The organism is Mycetocola sp. (assembly GCF_046716805.1).
In the GTDB taxonomy this organism is placed as follows: domain Bacteria; phylum Actinomycetota; class Actinomycetes; order Actinomycetales; family Microbacteriaceae; genus Mycetocola_A.
Genome location: NZ_JBKJWH010000005.1, coordinates 1 through 16,614 on the forward strand (window position 1 = coordinate 1; position 16,614 = coordinate 16,614).

At 67.3% G+C, this 16,614-nt stretch carries 18 protein-coding genes and 1 pseudogene; 7 read left to right on the forward strand and 12 right to left on the reverse strand.

The window, feature by feature from the left end:
- Window positions 1–634 (reverse strand): DEAD/DEAH box helicase (locus tag ACLQ62_RS00320; protein WP_411719664.1); only part of this gene is annotated, 634 nt, incomplete at its 3' end.
- A gap of 49 nt (window positions 635–683) precedes the next feature.
- The gene (locus ACLQ62_RS00325; protein ID WP_411719665.1) at window positions 684–1,319 is read right to left on the reverse strand and encodes an alpha/beta hydrolase; all 636 of its coding nucleotides are present in this window, start codon (window positions 1,317–1,319) and stop codon (window positions 684–686) included.
- Window positions 1,320–1,416: 97 nt separating this feature from the next.
- On the opposite strand from ACLQ62_RS00325, the gene ACLQ62_RS00330 reads away from it, so the two are divergent.
- On the forward strand, window positions 1,417–1,986 hold the full coding sequence (locus ACLQ62_RS00330; protein ID WP_411719666.1) for an NUDIX hydrolase family protein: 570 nt from the start codon (window positions 1,417–1,419) through the stop codon (window positions 1,984–1,986).
- Between the two features lies 1 nt (window position 1,987).
- Here the strand turns inward: ACLQ62_RS00330 and ACLQ62_RS00335 are convergent, their stop codons facing one another.
- From ACLQ62_RS00335 to ACLQ62_RS00345, 3 genes are all read right to left on the reverse strand, one after another.
- The gene (locus ACLQ62_RS00335; RefSeq protein ID WP_411719667.1) at window positions 1,988–2,506 is read right to left on the reverse strand and encodes an N-acetyltransferase family protein; all 519 of its coding nucleotides are present in this window, start codon (window positions 2,504–2,506) and stop codon (window positions 1,988–1,990) included.
- A 148-nt stretch (window positions 2,507–2,654) separates the two neighbouring features.
- Window positions 2,655–4,148 (reverse strand): DEAD/DEAH box helicase, encoded by a 1,494-nt coding sequence (locus tag ACLQ62_RS00340; RefSeq protein ID WP_411719668.1) that lies wholly within the window; start codon window positions 4,146–4,148, stop codon window positions 2,655–2,657.
- 361 nt (window positions 4,149–4,509) lie between these two features.
- Window positions 4,510–5,025 carry a hypothetical protein gene (locus ACLQ62_RS00345; protein WP_411719669.1) on the reverse strand — a complete coding sequence of 172 codons (516 nt, stop codon included), beginning with the start codon at window positions 5,023–5,025 and terminating at the stop codon, window positions 4,510–4,512.
- 140 nt (window positions 5,026–5,165) lie between these two features.
- Here ACLQ62_RS00345 and ACLQ62_RS00350 point away from each other — a divergent pair, with 140 nt between their 5' ends.
- Window positions 5,166–5,630, forward strand: coding sequence for an EVE domain-containing protein (locus tag ACLQ62_RS00350; RefSeq protein WP_411719670.1), 465 nt, complete (start codon window positions 5,166–5,168; stop codon window positions 5,628–5,630).
- A 40-nt stretch (window positions 5,631–5,670) separates the two neighbouring features.
- Window positions 5,671–6,216, forward strand: a complete 546-nt coding sequence (locus tag ACLQ62_RS00355; protein WP_411719671.1) for a 2-phosphosulfolactate phosphatase — start codon at window positions 5,671–5,673, stop codon at window positions 6,214–6,216.
- A gap of 75 nt (window positions 6,217–6,291) precedes the next feature.
- Here ACLQ62_RS00355 and ACLQ62_RS00360 read toward each other — a convergent pair whose 3' ends face one another.
- The 6 genes from ACLQ62_RS00360 to ACLQ62_RS00385 form a co-directional block, all read right to left on the reverse strand.
- On the reverse strand, window positions 6,292–6,924 hold the full coding sequence (locus ACLQ62_RS00360; protein WP_411719672.1) for a CGNR zinc finger domain-containing protein: 633 nt from the start codon (window positions 6,922–6,924) through the stop codon (window positions 6,292–6,294).
- Window positions 6,925–6,995: 71 nt separating this feature from the next.
- The gene (locus tag ACLQ62_RS00365) at window positions 6,996–7,565 is read right to left on the reverse strand and encodes a DUF1697 domain-containing protein (protein ID WP_411719673.1); all 570 of its coding nucleotides are present in this window, start codon (window positions 7,563–7,565) and stop codon (window positions 6,996–6,998) included.
- Window positions 7,562–8,056: a SprT-like domain-containing protein gene (locus ACLQ62_RS00370; RefSeq protein WP_411719674.1), complete on the reverse strand. Its 495-nt coding sequence runs from the start codon at window positions 8,054–8,056 to the stop codon at window positions 7,562–7,564. The genes ACLQ62_RS00365 and ACLQ62_RS00370 overlap by 4 nt, the downstream gene beginning before the upstream one ends.
- A 43-nt stretch (window positions 8,057–8,099) precedes the next feature.
- The gene (locus ACLQ62_RS00375; RefSeq protein WP_411719675.1) at window positions 8,100–8,624 is read right to left on the reverse strand and encodes a hypothetical protein; all 525 of its coding nucleotides are present in this window, start codon (window positions 8,622–8,624) and stop codon (window positions 8,100–8,102) included.
- A gap of 122 nt (window positions 8,625–8,746) precedes the next feature.
- The gene (locus ACLQ62_RS00380) at window positions 8,747–9,910 is read right to left on the reverse strand and encodes a PQQ-dependent sugar dehydrogenase (RefSeq protein WP_411719676.1); all 1,164 of its coding nucleotides are present in this window, start codon (window positions 9,908–9,910) and stop codon (window positions 8,747–8,749) included.
- A gap of 1 nt (window position 9,911) precedes the next feature.
- Window positions 9,912–10,787: a spermidine synthase gene (locus tag ACLQ62_RS00385; RefSeq protein ID WP_411719677.1), complete on the reverse strand. Its 876-nt coding sequence runs from the start codon at window positions 10,785–10,787 to the stop codon at window positions 9,912–9,914.
- A gap of 139 nt (window positions 10,788–10,926) precedes the next feature.
- Between ACLQ62_RS00385 and ACLQ62_RS00390 the strand changes: the two genes are divergently transcribed.
- Genes ACLQ62_RS00390 through ACLQ62_RS00400 form a run of 3 tightly spaced genes read left to right on the forward strand, consistent with a single transcriptional unit; the run spans window position 10,927 to window position 13,171 of the window.
- Window positions 10,927–11,682 (forward strand): LamB/YcsF family protein, encoded by a 756-nt coding sequence (locus ACLQ62_RS00390; protein WP_411719678.1) that lies wholly within the window; start codon window positions 10,927–10,929, stop codon window positions 11,680–11,682.
- Entirely contained in the window at window positions 11,679–12,296 is a 618-nt protein-coding gene (locus ACLQ62_RS00395; RefSeq protein WP_411719679.1) for a 5-oxoprolinase subunit B family protein, read from the forward strand. The genes ACLQ62_RS00390 and ACLQ62_RS00395 overlap by 4 nt, the downstream gene beginning before the upstream one ends.
- The gene (locus tag ACLQ62_RS00400; RefSeq protein WP_411719680.1) at window positions 12,293–13,171 is read left to right on the forward strand and encodes a biotin-dependent carboxyltransferase family protein; all 879 of its coding nucleotides are present in this window, start codon (window positions 12,293–12,295) and stop codon (window positions 13,169–13,171) included. Before ACLQ62_RS00395 ends, ACLQ62_RS00400 begins: the two co-directional genes overlap by 4 nt.
- An 86-nt stretch (window positions 13,172–13,257) precedes the next feature.
- On the opposite strand, the gene ACLQ62_RS00405 is transcribed toward ACLQ62_RS00400, so the two are convergent.
- Window positions 13,258–14,217, reverse strand: coding sequence for an endonuclease domain-containing protein (locus ACLQ62_RS00405; protein WP_411719681.1), 960 nt, complete (start codon window positions 14,215–14,217; stop codon window positions 13,258–13,260).
- Window positions 14,218–14,594: 377 nt separating this feature from the next.
- Between ACLQ62_RS00405 and ACLQ62_RS00410 the strand changes: the two are divergent.
- Window positions 14,595–16,614: pseudogene (locus ACLQ62_RS00410) on the forward strand (DNA-directed RNA polymerase subunit beta); the annotation flags it as partial.

A 16,614-nucleotide genomic window follows, 5' to 3' on the forward strand; every position in this document is an offset into this window, starting at 1 on the left:
GGGCGACCTCCTCCCGCGGACGCACCGTCGCCGACAGTCCGATGCGCTGCGCCGGTCTTTCGAGCAGGGCGTCGAGGCGCTCGAGCGACAGCGCCAGGTGTGCACCACGCTTGGTCGCGGCGACGGCGTGAACCTCATCGATGATCACCGTCTCGACCGAACGCAACGTCTCTCGGGCCGCCGAGGTCAGCATGAGAAACAGGGATTCCGGGGTCGTGATGAGAATGTCCGGCGGGTTTTTCGCCAGGGTGCGCCGGTCGGCTGCCGGGGTGTCTCCCGAGCGAACGCCGACGGTGACATTCGGGGCCGTCGTGCCCAGCCGGATGGACGTCTGGGTGATGCCGATCAAAGGCGCCCGAAGGTTCCGCTCGACGTCGACACCGAGCGCTTTGAGGGGCGAAATGTAGAGCACGCGGGTGCCGATCTCCTCTGACCGCGGCTCAGCCATGAGCCGGTCGATCGACCAGAGAAACGCGGAGAGGGTCTTGCCCGAGCCGGTCGGCGCGACGACGAGCGCGTGCGAACCGCGCGAGATCGCGTCCCACGCCCCGACCTGAGCGTCGGTGGGCGCGGCGAACGCTCCGCTGAACCACTCCCGGGTGGCAGGGGAGAATCGCTCAAGCACGTTGCTCACGTTCCCATCCTGCCTGACGCCACTGACATCATCCGTGCTGACGGCGAATTCAGAGCTGGCGTTCGATGAAGCCGCGCACGTCAGCCAGTTCCTGTTGTGAGATGGCGTGGGACAGGCCGTCGTAGATCCGACCGACGAGGCGGGTGTGCTGCGGGAGCCACTCGGTCGTGTGAGCGACCGCTTCGAACGGGAGGACGTCGTCGTGCGTTCCCCGGCCCCAGAACACCGTTGGCCGACGCTCGGCGAGGGCAGCATCGCCTGGCTGAGGAATGTCGGAGACGTAACCGGACAGGTTGACCGCAAACGAGAACCGCTCGGGAGCGGCACGAAGCAGTTCGATCGCCACCGCACCGCCCTGCGAGAATCCGAGCAGTCCAATTGAATCGGGGGTGTATGGCAGCGCGTCGAGCCAGGCGAGCACCGAGGCGGTCGAGTCCGCCAGTCCGGCGGAATCCGGCTGACCGGGCTGGTCGACGGGATACCAGGACCAGCCGTCGATCGGGAACGGGGCGACGAGCGGTGCGCGGAGGGATGCCAGAACCGGTTCGAGTGGCAGAAAGGGCGCGAGCTGGAAGAGATCGGCTTCATTCGACCCGTAGCCGTGCAGGAGCAGGAGGAGCGAACGGTCTTCGCGATCCTCGCCAGCCGCCGACCAGAGGACGGCATCCTCGTCGATTGTGTACATCGTCTGGTTCTCCTTCGTCGGGACAGGGAACAAGCCTACCGAGCGCGAACCGGGTGTCCCGGGCGCGGGGTTCAGGCTAACCGGGTAAGAATGGAGCATGAGCGTTCGCACCCCAGACCCTGACCAGCCGCAGGACCCCTCGTCGAGCCCCACCCCGGGCTGGCTCAGCGATATCGAACTCGAGGAAGTGCGTCGCCGCCTTCCGCTGCTCTACGTCGAGGCGATTCCCGTGCGGGTGGACGGCCTCGGTATCGTCACCGAGGTCGGCATACTTCTTCGGGCGACGGCGACCGGCCAGATGACCCGCACCCTCGTCTCCGGCCGGGTGATGTACGGCGAGACGCTCCGGGATGCGCTGTTCCGGCACCTGGAGAAAGACCTCGGGCCGATGGCGTTTCCGCTGCTGCCCGCATCACCGACCCCGTTCCATGTGGCCGAATACTTCCCCATGCCGGGTATCTCGCCATACACCGACGACCGGCAGCATGCCGTCTCCCTCGCCTATGTCGTGCCGGTGACCGGTACGTGTGACCCGCGCCAGGATGCTCTCGAACTGACCTGGATGGCTCCGGAAGAAGCCCAGTCGGATGCCGTCAGCGACGAAATGGAAGGCGGCCGCGGCACGCTCCTGCGGCTGGCGCTCGCGTCTGTGGGTCGGTTGTCCTGACCTAGCGGACGTACCGGACCTCGTGGATTTCTTCACCGAGGAACGGTTCGGTGTGCTCGGCGCCGTCGGCGACGAAGCCGTTCTTCTCGTAGAAGTGACGCGCTCGGGCGTTGGCGGACGACACCCACAGGTAGGCGGGCTCACCATCGGCGATTGCCGCGTCGAAAAGCTTCTGCCCTGTTCCTGTGCTACGGAAATCGGCGAGCATGTTGATGAAGTACAACTCGCGGTCACGCGGTGCGTCAGCGTCGCGGGCGGGCCCTGAGCCGGAGAATCCGATGATCTCGCCGTCCTGCACCGCCGCGAACTGACGGTAGGCGGGACCCTGGTTCATCCAGTGGGTCCACAGCTCCGCCATCCGCCGTGGTGACAGCCGCTCCAGTGCGGCCTTGCTGATGAGCTCGTCGTAAGCCTCATGCCAGCACCGGGCGTGCACCCGTCCGAGCGACTCTGCGTCGACGTCGCGCACGGGGCGGACAATGATCTCTGAAACGGAAGGAGCTGCAACGTCGGTGTCCATACCGTGACCATACCCCGGCGTGCGGTGGGCTGTGAAATCGACGGAAATGCCCCTTGACACAGTGGCGGGGAAGAGCCCGAAACGGCGCCACCGGTCAGCCGGCACGAGAACGTGCGCGGGCTGAACCGGTGGCTTGAGTGCTGGCTGGCTAGCGGCCGCTGGAAACCCTGCGGTTCGTGCGCGGTCCGCCGGTTGCTGCTCCACCAGACGTTGCGGGGCGAGCGGACCGCTCGGGGCGTGATTGGGCCGGACGAGCTGCTGCTCCGCCTTCGTGACGGCGAGCGGAGCTGCCTGCGGTCGACGTGGAGTAGTCACGCGACGAACCTGATCCGGAACCGGAACGCGGGCGTCCGCCGCCCTGGCCCTCGCGGACCGAGCGCTTGCGCTGGGCGTTGGCGCCCTGCGACCGGCCGCCACCCTGCGCCTGAACGACCCGGGGGACCGGCTTGACGTACGCCGCGACCTCGCCGACGAGCGCGGTCACTTCAGCGGATTTGGCGGTGACGGGCACCGGGGTGACCGAGATGGCCGCCTTCTTCAGCAGCTGAGCGAGGTCCTTCTTCTGCGTCGGCAGGCAAATGGTGACGACGTCACCGGCGCTGCCGGCGCGGGCCGTGCGGCCCGAGCGGTGCAGGTATGCCTTGTGCTCCATGGGCGGGTCGACGTGGATGACGAGTTCGACGTCGTCGACGTGCACGCCGCGCGCCGCGACATCCGTCGCCACGAGAACGCGGGCGGTTCCGTCGCTGAACGCGGCGAGGTTGCGGTCACGCTGCGGCTGCGAGAGGTTGCCGTGCAGGTCGACGGCGGGGATCCCCGAGTCGGTGAGCTGCTTGGCGAGCTTCTTCGCGTGGTGCTTGGTGCGCATGAAGAGGATGCGACGGCCGGTGCCTGAAGCGAGGGTCTCGATGAGGTCCTTCTTGGAGTCGGGGCCGTTGACCTCGAAGACGTGGTGGGTCATCGCGGAAACGTGGCTGGTGACCTCGTCGACGGAGTGCAGGACCTCGTTGTGGAGGAACTTGCGGACGAGCTTGTCCACACCGTTGTCGAGCGTCGCCGAGAAGAGCAGGCGCTGTCCGTTGGACGGGGTCTTGTCGAGGATGCGCGTGACGACGGGCAGGAAGCCGAGGTCGGCCATGTGGTCGGCCTCATCGAGCACGGTGATCTCGACGGCGTCGAGGTTGACGAAACCCTGCTTCATGAGGTCTTCAAGGCGGCCGGGGCAGGCGACAACGATGTCGACGCCGGCCTTGAGTGCGGTGACCTGGCGGGTCTGGTTGACGCCACCGAAGATGGTCGTCGTGTTGAGGCCGTACGCCGCGGCGAGCGGGGTGAGGACCGCGGAGATCTGGGTGGCAAGTTCACGCGTCGGGGCGAGGATCAGGCCGAGCGGGCGACCCGGGCGGCGCTTGCCACCGGCGAGCTTGCCGCCCAGGCGGGCAGCCATTGGGATGCTGAACGCGAGGGTCTTGCCCGAGCCGGTCTTTCCGCGGCCGAGGACGTCGCGACCACCGAGGGTGTCCGGCAGGGTGTCGACCTGGATCGGGAACGCGAGGGTCTTGCCGTCTGCGGCGAGTGCCGCGACGAGCGCTGCTGGAACGTTGAGTTCTGCGAACGTGATTTCTTGGGGAGTTTCTGACAAGGTGGTGCCTTTCACAGCATCAGCGTCCCGTACGGATCTCGACAGGCGAAATCGCTGGAGCGGGAGCAGTGGCGAAGGTGGCGAAGGCCACAATCGTTCGCCGTATGAAGAGTCATCGACCCGGGATTTTTTTCGAATCCGGCGGGGAGAGAGGAAGCGTTCTACGACGCAAGGGGCACAATGATGGGCCCGCAAGTACCTCCACCCTAGCGGATCGCACCGTGTGCTGCCTGACCGGCGCCTCTGAGCCCCGCTGCGCGGCGTCTGTGACCGGTGCGTGCGGCCGTTTCATCCGTTCCGGACGAGGGCATGCGGCGTACCGGATGGTTTCGTCCGAACCGGATGTAACGGCTCGGTTCGCTCAGAGCGCCGGGTCAGGCTCCGGATCGCGCTCCGGCTGCACCGGCTCGTAGGCCCAGTGGGGCGCCATCTCCTTCAAACGGATGCCGCGCCACTGCCACATGGTCCACATCGGCATCCACAGCGCGATAGCGGCAGGCCCGCCGAAGTCGAGGCGGTCGCGGTAGAGCGTCCTGCCCGGGTTCCCCGGCGCCGGGGCGATGGCCATCTGGTGCCGCCAGCCCTCGAGCAGGCTGAGCGGGCCGGTGAGCGGACGACCGGAGTCGACGAGGATCCGGACCCCCGGCATCCGTGTCAGATCGAAATCGAGGTCGATGCGCTGACGTCCGACGGGGATCACGCCGGCGCCGCGCACGGTGACGTCCATGCTGCCCGGCTCCCAGAGTGTCGGGACGGGCCCGCCCGGGTCGAGTTCGAGCAGCGGGGAATAGAGCTCGCGCAGCACGGCGGGTGAGCGCACCGCTCGCCAGGCGTCGAACGGATCGCAGTCGAGGATCATCTTGAGTTGGACTCGCATCAGGCCAGTCTCGCCGGTTCGCCGGAGGCAGGGTTCCCTACAGTGGAGATTTCCGCCCAAGTCACAGCAAACGGGCGTATCCCCTCGCTTGAAGGCGGAATCTCCGAAGTTCGGTACAGCTGGTGCGCTAAACAGGGAGTATGGCGATTCGATACTGGCTGGCGGTGGCGTCGCGCGACCACGTGCGCACCGCCGTCGACCTCGGTGTCGCGCAGGTCAGCCACGGTACTCGCCCCAACCTCGAGCGGATGGGGGACGCCGACGGGCTCGTCTACTACTCGCCGAAAACCGAGTACCCGGACGGCGAGCCCCTCAAGCAGTTCACCGCGATCGGTCGGATCGACGGCGCGGAGATCTCCCAGGCGCTGTCGTTGGACTGGAGGCCGTGGCGGCGCAGGGTCGATTGGGATCAGTCGGCCGAGCCGGCACCGATCCGCCCGCTGCTCGGCGCCCTTGAGTTCACCCGGAACGCGCCGAACTGGGGTTATCAGTTGCGCGCGGGCGTCATCGAACTCTCCCGGCACGACTTCGAGATCATCCGGGATGCCATGCGTCGCCCGTCGCCGGACGACCGGCGTTATCCGGAGGAACGTCACTGGTTGTAACACAGCCGAGCCGGCGAGCGGCCGTGGTTACGCTGGAACCATGCCCGAACGCACCGACAGTCCTGCGCAACCCGCTCTGCACCCGGCAGCCCAGGCGAAATACCAGGTCCGCTTCGACACGGGCCGATCCGGGCTGGGGCGCATCGCGAACGTCGACCTGCTGATCTGGGTCGACGCGCTCGCACTCGCCGACGCCGCCATCGCCGTCGACACTCCTGCCGCCGCCGTGATCGCGGCGAACCTCACCAACCGCCGAGCGGTTGCCGCCTGGGCGCTCGACCGTCAGGTGCGTCTCGGCCGCCGGCTGTCGATCGCCGTCGTCTCCGCCGGGGACGGCACCGTGTCAGCCCCCGACCTGCTCGCAGCGGGCGCGGTGATCGATGCCCTCGTGACCCTCGGCATCGACTTCACCTCACCGGAGGCGGCTGTCGCGTGCGCGGCCTTCGACAACCTGCGGAACGCCGTCGGGCACCTGTTCACCGCATCCGTCGACGGGCAGACCCTCAGCGCCGACGGCGAGCGAGAGCGCGTCATCGCCGCCGCGCGGGTCGACTCGAGCGCCGAGGTCGCGATCCTCCGCGACTGAGAGGGGTACCGGCCGGAACCGGAGGTTCCTGGCCTCACTACTCCGGTTTTGTCGCGTTCGACCGGTCGGTGACGATCAGCGAGTCGTGCTCTGCTCCGAGCGAGTCGCCCTCGCGCGGTGCGCCCGGACCTTGTGCCGGTTGCCGCAGCGCTGCATGGAGCACCAACGGCGGTTCCCGGCCCGCGACGTGTCGAGGTAGACGAGGCCGCAGTCGTCGGCGTCACATTCCCGGATGGTGCCGGGCGTCGTCCCCGAGAAGAGTGCGACGGCATCGCGGGCGATCGTCGACAGCGCCTGGGCGGCGCGCGGATCGGTGCGGCCCGCCTGCAACGCTCCGCCGGGGAGGCGAGGCGGGATGTCAGGGGTGGCGGCGTAGAGGTTGAGCAGGTCGACGTCGCGGGAATCGGCGGTGGCGCCGGCGCTCGCCGCGAGAGCCAGCCGGCCGATCGCACCGCGCAAGGTGAGGGCGTCGGCCAGGTCGCGATCCCCGGCCGCTGCGCTCGGGAGCCGGGTCGCGAGCCAGGACGTCAGGTCATCGGGGGACCGCAGCGTTTCCCGCGGCGAGTCGGCTGCTGCATCGGGACCGCCGAGCGGACCGGTATAGGCGAAATCGAGCGCGAGCGAGCCGGAGTCGAACCACCAGCGGGTTCCTTCGAGCGATGTGAACCACTGGCCAGTGGCGGGTTCCGGATTGCTCGCATCGCTCATGTAACCACGATATCGGGTTACCGCGTGAGCCGATTTCGGCCGGAATACAGCGGTTCACCAGATTCCGCGGTTCAGAGGAGTTTGCGCAGGGTCCGCAGGTTTCTGGTGGTGGTCAGGATGCCCGGGGTGCGAGCCGTTCTCTTCGAGAACGCGCTGGTGGTCGACATCCCCTTCCGCACCTCCCAGTACAGAACTCCGTCGCCCGGCTGCATCCGCTCGACGTCGCCGTCGAGGTCTCCGGCGATGTCCAGAAGTGCCTGGATGTCACCCGGCTGCGACACGAAGACGACATACGGCTGGCGATCGTCGGCTTCGTCGAACGGATACGCCTCCAGAACGCGCGTCACCTCCGCCTGGTCGGTGAGGATCACGCGGGCGGAGTAGCCGAAAGTCTCGGACAGTGCCTTTTCGATCGCTTCGGCCGGCTCGGGCACACCGGCATCGCCGGTGAACAGCACGTTCCCGCTGGCGAGTACCGTGCGGACGTCGGTGAACCCCAGCGCGCGGAACACGTCGACCAGCTCGGCGGACTTCACCGTCACGCCGCCGACATTGACTCCGCGGAGGAGGGCGATCCGCAGATTGGCAGGGTCGGCTCCTGGTGCGGTGTCTGCTGCCGCCTTCGCCGCTCTACCCGTCATGACGCCTGCGCCGCCGCGCGCTGCCGCATCGCCGGAGTGATCACGCGGTGCTGCCAGCTGATTGCGAACCTCGGGTCGAAGCGGCGAGAGCAGACTCCGCAGGAGGTGTGGTGCTTGGGCTGCCGGTAGCGGTACAGGGTGTGACCGTTCGGGCACGACCCCACCCACGGGGCCAGCTCATCAGCCGTCTCGCCATGGTGCTCCCTGGAGCCCACATAGCCGAGCTCGGCGGCGACGCGCTTCCACGTCTGGCCGTGGCCCGCGCGCGGCCCCGCAATGGCGTGGGCAATTTCATGCAAAAGAATCTGATGGATTTCGTCATCGTCGAAGCGGGTCGCGAGGTAGCGCGACACGGTGATGCGCTTCGTCGTGAAATTGCACAGCCCGGCCCGGCGCTTGGCGTTGTCGAACCCGAACGACCACACGGCCGGATCGAGGTGAAGCTTTATCAGTGAGTCGGCCCACAACCGGACCCTGACCAGATCGGACATGGCAATACGCTAGCGCGAGCCACCGACATTCGCTCGACGGCGCTCAGCGGCCGAGGAACGACTCCGTGACGGCGACGGCGATGAGCGAGGACTCCATCTCTTCATCGGTGGCGCCGAGGTCCGTGCGCAGCCGAACGGCAGCCTTGAAATCGACGAGCGCTGACTTGTACTCGCCCTGATCGAAGTAAACCTTGCCGCGGTGCTGCAGCGAGAGCGCTTCAAGCATCCGCCAGTCGTGGGTGTGAGCCTCGTTGATGAGCGACGACAGCTCGTGCAGTGCCTCGTCGTAGGCGCCACGGAACTGCAGGACCTGGGCACGGAGCATCCGCGGCTGCATGAGTCCCTTGCGGTCACCGGTGAAGCGGGCGAGCCGTACGCACTGGTTGGCCACATCGAGGGCCTCGTCGAGCTGGCCGGCGACTTTCAACAACCATGCCTTCTCACAGAGTGCGCTCATGTTGCGCATGTCGCCGAGCTCGAGCAGCCGATCCCCAACAGCCTTGAGGTCGACTTTTTCGCGCAGGGTTTCTGCGTCATAGCCAAGGATGATGCTCAGGGTGTTCTCCAACGATCGGGAGTCCGGAAGGTGTCGCGCCGGTCTCTCATTCGACTTTAACCCGCGGTTCGCCGTTCGCGCGTCAGGCGGTGCGCCTGTCGCCATTCGCGGGTCGATTGTGGGCCGGAATCCGGTCAGCCCTCGACGAACGGCGCCAGGACGATCTCGATCAGGCGGTCGTCGTCCGGCCCGGGGCTGCCGCGTCCGTCCGTGTTGTTCGTGATCAACCACAGGGTGCCGTCCGGGCCGGGTGCAACATCCCGGATCCTGCCGAATTCGCCTTCAAAGTACGCGGATGCCGTCACGACGCCCTCGAGACCCCGGCTTCCTTCGGGCACATGAACGCCGTCAAGAATTCCCCACAGTCGCTGGCCACGGAGCGCCGCCATAAACAGGGTGTCGTCAACGACAGTGAGACCGCTCGGACTCGCCTCGCTCGTCGACCACTGGTAGGCCGGGTCGACGAAATCGGGGTTGCCCGCCTGCCCCTCGACCACCGGCCAACCATAGTTTCTCCCCGGTTCGATGAGGTTGAGTTCGTCCCAGGTGTTCTGGCCGAACTCGCTCGCCCACAACCTGCCGTCCGCATCCCACGCCAGGCCCTGCGGATTGCGGTGCCCGAGTGAGAAGACCGCCGAGCCGTCGACCGGATTGTCCTGCGGAACGTCGCCGCTCGGTGTGACCCGCAGGATCTTGCCGTTGAGCGATCGGGGGTCCTGCGCGGAGTCCGCGTGCCCGGCGTCGCCGACCGTGACGTACAGCATCCCGTCCGGGCCGAAGGCGATCCGGCCGCCGTTGTGGTTGCCGGCCTTCGCCAACCCTTCGAGCACGACCTCCGCGCCGCCAAGAGTGAGGTTTCCGGGGGAGCCGCCGAGCGGCATCCGCACCACCCGGTTGTCGTTGTCGGAGGTGAAGTAAGCGTAGATCCAGTGCTGTTCGTCCTGATTGCGGGCGGCGAGGCCCAGGAGCCCGCCTTCCCCGCCGGGGTCGACACCGGGGATCACCGCCGCTTCACGGAGATCGCCTCCCGGCGTGAGCTCCATGATCTGGCCGGTGTCGCGGTAGCTGAGGAGGGTGCTGTCGCCCAGGCGGAGGATCGACCAGGGCACGTCGAGGCCGGTGGCGAGCACGGTCGACGCGCCGGTCGGGGACACCGGTCCGGTGCCGGTGCCGGGCGGCGCTGGGGCGGGGGGGTCCGGACCTGCTGGGCGATCGCTCGGCAGCGGGGCGGATCTCGTGCAGCCGCTCAGGAGCACCACTGCGATCAGGACCCCGATCGCCGCGCGTGTGCTCCTCATGTCAGTTGCCCGATCGAACCTGGAAGATGGTCTGTGCCGGGGTCGGCGACGGCACAGCGGTGTCGTCAGTGACCACGCTGGCCCCCGCAAGGAACTGGCGGAGTTCAGCGCCGGCTACGGCCTTGGCCGGGTGCGGCCCGCCAGCGAGGAGCCGCGGGATGAAGTGCATCGGCAGTTCCGCGTTCGAGCCGATCAGTACGACGTTGCCGAAGCGCCGACCCTTGAGGATCTGCGCCTCGGCCAGTACGGCGACGTGGCCGACGGCATCCTGCACCGTTGCGGCCTGTCCGCGGGCGAACGCCAGGCCGGGCCCGTCGGCGATGTTGATGACGAGGATGCCGTCAGGCGACAGGAGGGCGGCCGCTTCGCGATAGAACTCGATGCTCGTCACGTGGGCGGGGGTGCGGGCGCCGGAGAAGATGTCGACGATGACGAGGTCGACGCTTCCGGCGAGGCCCTTGGGCAGCCGGCCCAGCACTTCGCGGGCGTCGCCGTATCGGACCCGGATGGCCGCGCGTTTCGACCAGGGCAGGTGCTCGCGCACGAAGTCGACAAGGTCCTGTTCCAGTTCGACGACCTGCTGCCTGCTGCCCGGCCGGGTCGCTTCGATGTAACGGGGGAGGGTGAGCGCTCCGGCGCCGAGGTGGACGGCGGTGATCGGCTCACCGGGTGTGCGGACCTCATCGATCACGTGCCCGATGCGCTGGATGTACTCGAAGAACAGGTTCGTCGGGTCGTCGAGGTTAACGTGCGACTGCGGGGTGCCGTCGACGACGAGCTGGAAGCTGCCCGGAACCCACTTGTCCGCCTCGATGACGGCCACCTGGCCGTTCGACGCGAGACGGATGCGTGGGTTGTCGGTCTCTCGCGCTGCCATGCGTCGAGCCTACCTTTTGCAACGTCGGAGATTCCCGGGGACTGCGCGCCCCGGAACGGCCGTTTGGGCGGATTCGCCTCAAATCTCCGAAGTTCGCAACACCGCTGCGGTTCGCACCCGGCGCGGCTAGCCTGAGGACATGCGCGTCGACCTCAACTGCGACCTCGGTGAGACCGTGGATGGCCGTCCGACCGCGGACGACGCCGCCCTGTTCCCGCTGATCACGAGCGCGAGCATCGCCTGCGGCTTCCATGCCGGCGACGCCGAGTCGATGTACGCCTCCTGCCTGCTCGCCGCCCGGCACGACGTGCGCGTCGGGGCACACATCTCGTACCGCGACCGGGCGCACTTCGGCCGAGCCGACATGGAGGTGCTGCCCAGTGTTCTGGTCGACGAGATCCTCGAACAGCTGACGGCGCTCGCCGCAGCCGCCGAGAAGGCGGGAACCGGCATCCGTTACGTGAAGCCGCACGGTGCGCTTTACAACCGGATCGTCCATGACGATCGCAGGGCGGATGCCGTGGCGAGCGCGGTTGCGCAGTTCTCGCCCGGACTCCCTCTGATGGGTCTCTCCGGATCGCGGGTCGAGGCGGCCGCAGCCGCCCACGGGCTCCCGTTCCTGCGGGAGGCCTTCGTCGACCGGGCCTACCAGCGCAACGGATCTCTCGCGCCGCGCAAATGGCCGGGAGCTGTGCTGCACGGGGAGGACGAGCTCGCTGCCCGCGCCGTCACCATGGTGACTGAGGGAACGGTGCGCGCGCTCGACGGGACCCTGCTGTCGCTCGAAGTGGATTCGCTGTGCGTGCACGGTGACACCCCGGATGCCGTCGCCATGGCTCACGCGGTGCGGCAGGCGCTCGCAGCAGCAGGCGTCGAGGTGCGGGCGGCTGGATGAGTGCGCTGCACGCCGTCGGGGACCGTGCCGTGCTCGTCGACTGCGACGACCTCGATGCAGTCCTCTCCCTGCATGCGGCGCTGACCGTGTCAACGCCTGCTGGAATCGTTGACGTCGTGCCTGCTGCGCGCACCGTCCTCGTCACCTTCGACCCGGCGATCCTGCCCGTGGAGCGGGTGAACGGCTGGATCCGGTCCACCCCGCCGGTGCCGCCCGGAGCCTGGGGCGCCAGTGATGCCGTGGAGATCGACGTTCAATATTCGGGGGAGGACCTCGCCGAGGTCGCTGCCCTGCTCTCCCTCAGCGAACGGGAGGTGGTGGACGCGCACACGGCATCCGTCTGGCGGGTTGCCTTCGTCGGGTTCGCCCCGGGTTTCGGTTACCTGGTGACCGAATCGCCGCGCCTCGTCGTGCCGCGGCGGTCCAGCCCACGCACGAGTGTGCCGACTGGAGCGGTGGGGCTCGCCGGAGAGTACACCGGGGTCTACCCGCGGTCCTCGCCCGGCGGATGGCAGATCCTCGGCCGCACCGAAGCGGTGTTGTGGGACCCGGATGCCACCCCACCGGCCCTGCTCACGCCCGGTCGCGTGGTCCGGTTCCGGGAAGTGTCATGAGCGGGTTCACCGTGCTGGGCCCTGGTCCGCTCACCACCGTCCAGGATCTGGGTCGGCCGGGATTCGCGGCGCTCGGAGTGAGCGGCTCGGGTGCGCTCGACCGGGGTGCGCTCCGACTCGGGAACCGCCTCGTCGGCAATGACGAGGGCGCGGCGGGGCTCGAGATCACCGTCGGCCCGTTCTCGGGCGTCGCCGACCGGGACGTCTGGATCGCGGTCACCGGCGCCTGGGGGCGGGTGACGGTCGCCGGGCGCCCGATCGACCCGAATCTTCCGGTGTTCGTCGCCGCCGGGAAGGTCCTCGAGATCGGGCCTGCCGAGTTCGGGCTGCGTTACTACCTCGCGGTCAGCGGTGGCTGGAATGTGAATCCGGTGCTCGGGTCCCGATCGACGGATCTGCTGTCAGGCATCGGGCCCGCTCCCGTCCACGACGGCGCCATGCTGCCGATCGGGGAGCCGCGCACCGCAGCGATCCCCGCCCTCGATATCGCTCCGTGGAGTCCTCCGGAGGCTGGGGCGGTGACCGTGCCGGTGCACGTCGGGCCGCGGGCGGACTGGTTCACGGCGTCGTCGCTCGAGCGCCTGTTCGCCGGCGTGTGGACGCTCAGTTCCGCCTCGAACCGGGTCGGGGCCCGGCTTGAGGGGACGCCGCTCGACCGGTCGGACTCGGCGGGTGCCCACGGCGAGCTTCCCAGTGAAGGGATGGTCGCCGGGGCTCTGCAGGTGCCGCCGTCCGGGCTGCCCACCGTGCTGCTGGCCGACCACCCGACGACCGGTGGGTATCCGGTGATCGCGGTCGTGGCATCCGGAGCCCTCGATCTCTTCGCGCAACTGCGCCCGGGCCAGCACCTGACGTTCCGGCACGCCCGCCCGTAGACCCCGCTGCGATAGGCGTCGCGTTCAAGGGACGCAAACCGCTGCCGAGTCTCAGAATAAGAACGGTTTGCGTCCCTCGAAGACGGTCAGGGCTTCCAACCTCGTTCGAGGAGAGCGAGCTGCACTCGTCGGGCCAGCTCGAGCGGATCCCTGAAGACGAGACGCGCGGAAACCTGCACCACTCGCCAGCCCTGCTCCACAAGCCGGTTGAGCCGATCGATGTCGCGGGCGAACTGCTTCCCGTCCCGGTGGTGACCTCCTTCGTATTCGATGGCGACCTTGAACTCCGGGTATGACAGGTCAAGACAGGCGAGGAACATCCCGAAGTCGTCGTAGTAGTCCGCGTTCAACACGGGTTCGGGCAGGCCAGCGTCCCCCAGAATCAGTCGGGTCCAGGTTTCGGTGCGTGACCAGGAATCGACACGGATGCGAGGAAGTGCGGCACGAAGATTTGCCGCGCCGCGCCGCCGCCCGGCATCGAGTGCCGACCGTAGCTGACCCTGAGTCGCCAGTGGAGGCTTACCGGGGTTCACTCGGAAATACCCCTCGCTGCGATGCACCCTCACGAAGAAGTCGCCGACGGCCACGAGGTCATACAACTCCAGCCCGCCGAGCATCGCCCAGGTCGACGCAGGCGAGGCAACCCGCATCCCGTTGCGTGTCCCGATGCGAACCATCTCCGGACGAACGGTGTGACCCACAACGCCACGTGCCCGAGGCGTTCGACCTGGCGCCCGCACACTCACGTGCGGATCTCCGAAAGCGGATGCCGGCAGCGGTGCTCCCCAGATCAGCGCCGCTGTCTCGTGGCTGAAGAACTCCTCGCTGCTCATCCGCTGTGCGTACGCACCGGCGAGGCCGAGGGCGTGTGCACGCGCGCTGTCCGGTGTCTGTTCCGGTGCTTCGGCACGCATCCGCCGAACACCGTGGAACGGGCTCTCGAGGTCCGCGCCGCGGAGCCTTCCTTCTCCCACGCCGGACTCCACGGCTTTCCGAACGGAGAAGACGTCGCCGAGGTCGGGTGGCAACTCCGCGGGCACGCGCATGGGGACACCCTGCCAGACGCGTCGGGTGCTCAGGGCTTACTCACAGGCCGGATGCCGGCACGCGCGTTCAGGAGACGCAATCCGTCATCATCCGTATGAATGACAGCGTTTTGCGTCCCTTGAACGCCGCATGGGCGGGCTCTCGCGGGGGTTTATACCGCAGGAACGGGTGCTCCGTCAAGAAGCTCGCTGGACACGGCGCGTTCGAGCGCCTATAGTAGATCCTTGCGCTCCCAGACGTTTCCCATGCCTTCATATTGCGGTCGGCCCAAGTGCTCTTTTCCCGGAAAATAGCACCATTTTTTGATGGCGTTTGACGAGTTCTCCATTACTACCAGTAACTAGAGCCTGTACGAGGGCCCACGGAGGTTATTTCCTTGGCTGCTGCGCGCAACGCATCCACCAACTCACCCAAGAACGGCCGCGACGCATCGCGTCTGTCGTTCGCGAAGATCACCGACACCCTGACGGTTCCGGATCTGCTTGCTTTGCAGACCGAGAGCTTTGACTGGCTCGTGGGCAACGACGTGTGGAAATCACGCGTCGCTGAAGCCACGAAGGCCGGCCGCCAGGACCTGCCGACTCACTCCGGCCTCGATGAGATCTTCGAGGAGATCTCGCCCATCGAGGACCTCGGCGAGACGATGCAGCTGAGCTTCACCAGCCCCTTCCTGGAGCCGGAGAAGTATTCGATCGACGAGTGCAAGGAGCGTGGCAAGACCTACGCCGCTCCTCTCTACGTCGAGGCCGAGTTCATGAACCACCTCACCGGTGAGATCAAGACTCAGACCGTGTTCATGGGCGACTTCCCGCTCATGACCGAAAAGGGCACGTTCATCATCAACGGCACCGAGCGTGTCGTCGTGTCGCAGCTGGTCCGCAGCCCCGGTGTCTACTTCGACCGCAACCAGGAGAAGACGTCTGACAAGGACATCTTCTCTGCCCGCATCATCCCGAGCCGTGGCGCATGGCTCGAGTTCGAGATCGACAAGCGCGACCAGGTCGGCGTCCGCATCGACCGCAAGCGCAAGCAGTCGGTCACCGTCTTCCTCAAGGCCCTCGGCCTGACGAGCGAAGACATCCTCGAGAAGTTCAAGGGCTTCGAGTCGATCGAGCTGACCCTGGAGAAGGACTCGATCCTCACCAAGGAAGACGCGCTCCGCGACATCTACCGCAAGCTCCGTCCGGGAGAGCAGGTCGCCGCTGAGGCTGCCCGCGCACTCCTCGACAACTTCTACTTCAACGGCAAGCGCTACGACCTCGCAAAGGTCGGCCGTTACAAGATCAACAAAAAGCTGGGCCTCGACGCCCCGCTGAGCGACTCGGTCCTGACCGTCGACGACATCGTCGAGACGATCAAGTACCTCGTGCGCCTGCACTCGGGTGAGACCACATTCACGGGTCTTCGCGACGGCAAGAAGGCGGAGATCCGCCTCGACATCGACGACATCGACAACTTCGGTAACCGTCGCATCCGGGCCGTCGGCGAGCTCATCCAGAACCAGGTCCGCACCGGTCTGTCCCGCATGGAGCGCGTCGTCCGCGAGCGCATGACCACGCAGGACATCGAAGCGATCACCCCGCAGACCCTGATCAACGTGCGCCCCGTCGTCGCCGCGATCAAGGAGTTCTTCGGTACGTCGCAGCTGTCGCAGTTCATGGACCAGAACAACCCGCTCGCTGGGCTCACCCACAAGCGGCGCCTGTCTGCGCTTGGCCCCGGTGGTCTGTCGCGTGAGCGTGCAGGCGTCGAGGTGCGAGACGTTCACCCGTCCCACTACGGCCGCATGTGCCCGATCGAGACCCCGGAAGGCCCGAACATCGGCCTGATCGGTTCGCTCGCATCGTTCGCTCGCATCAACGCGTTCGGTTTCATCGAGACCCCGTACCGTCGCGTCGTCGACGGACTGGTCACGAAGGACATCGATTACCTCACAGCGATGGAAGAGGACGACTACATCGTCGCCCAGGCCAACGCTCCGCTGAAGGATGACGGCCGCTTCAGCGAGGACCGCGTCCTCGCCCGCCGGAAGGGTGGAGAGGTCGACCTCTTCCCCGCTGAAGACATCGGCTACATGGATGTTTCGCCTCGCCAGATGGTGTCCGTCGCGACGAGCCTCATCCCGTTCCTCGAGCACGACGATGCGAACCGCGCACTCATGGGTGCCAACATGCAGCGTCAGGCTGTCCCGCTGCTGCGCAGCGACAGCCCGCTCGTAGGAACCGGCATGGAGGGCTTCGCGGCCATCGACGCCGGTGACGTGGTCACCGCCGAGAAGGCGGGCGTGGTTCTCGAGGTCTCCGCTGACGTCGTGACCGTGCAGCTCGATGAGGGCGGCACCCAGCAGTACTTCCTCCGCAAGTTCGACCGCTCCAACCAGGGCACGAGCTACAACC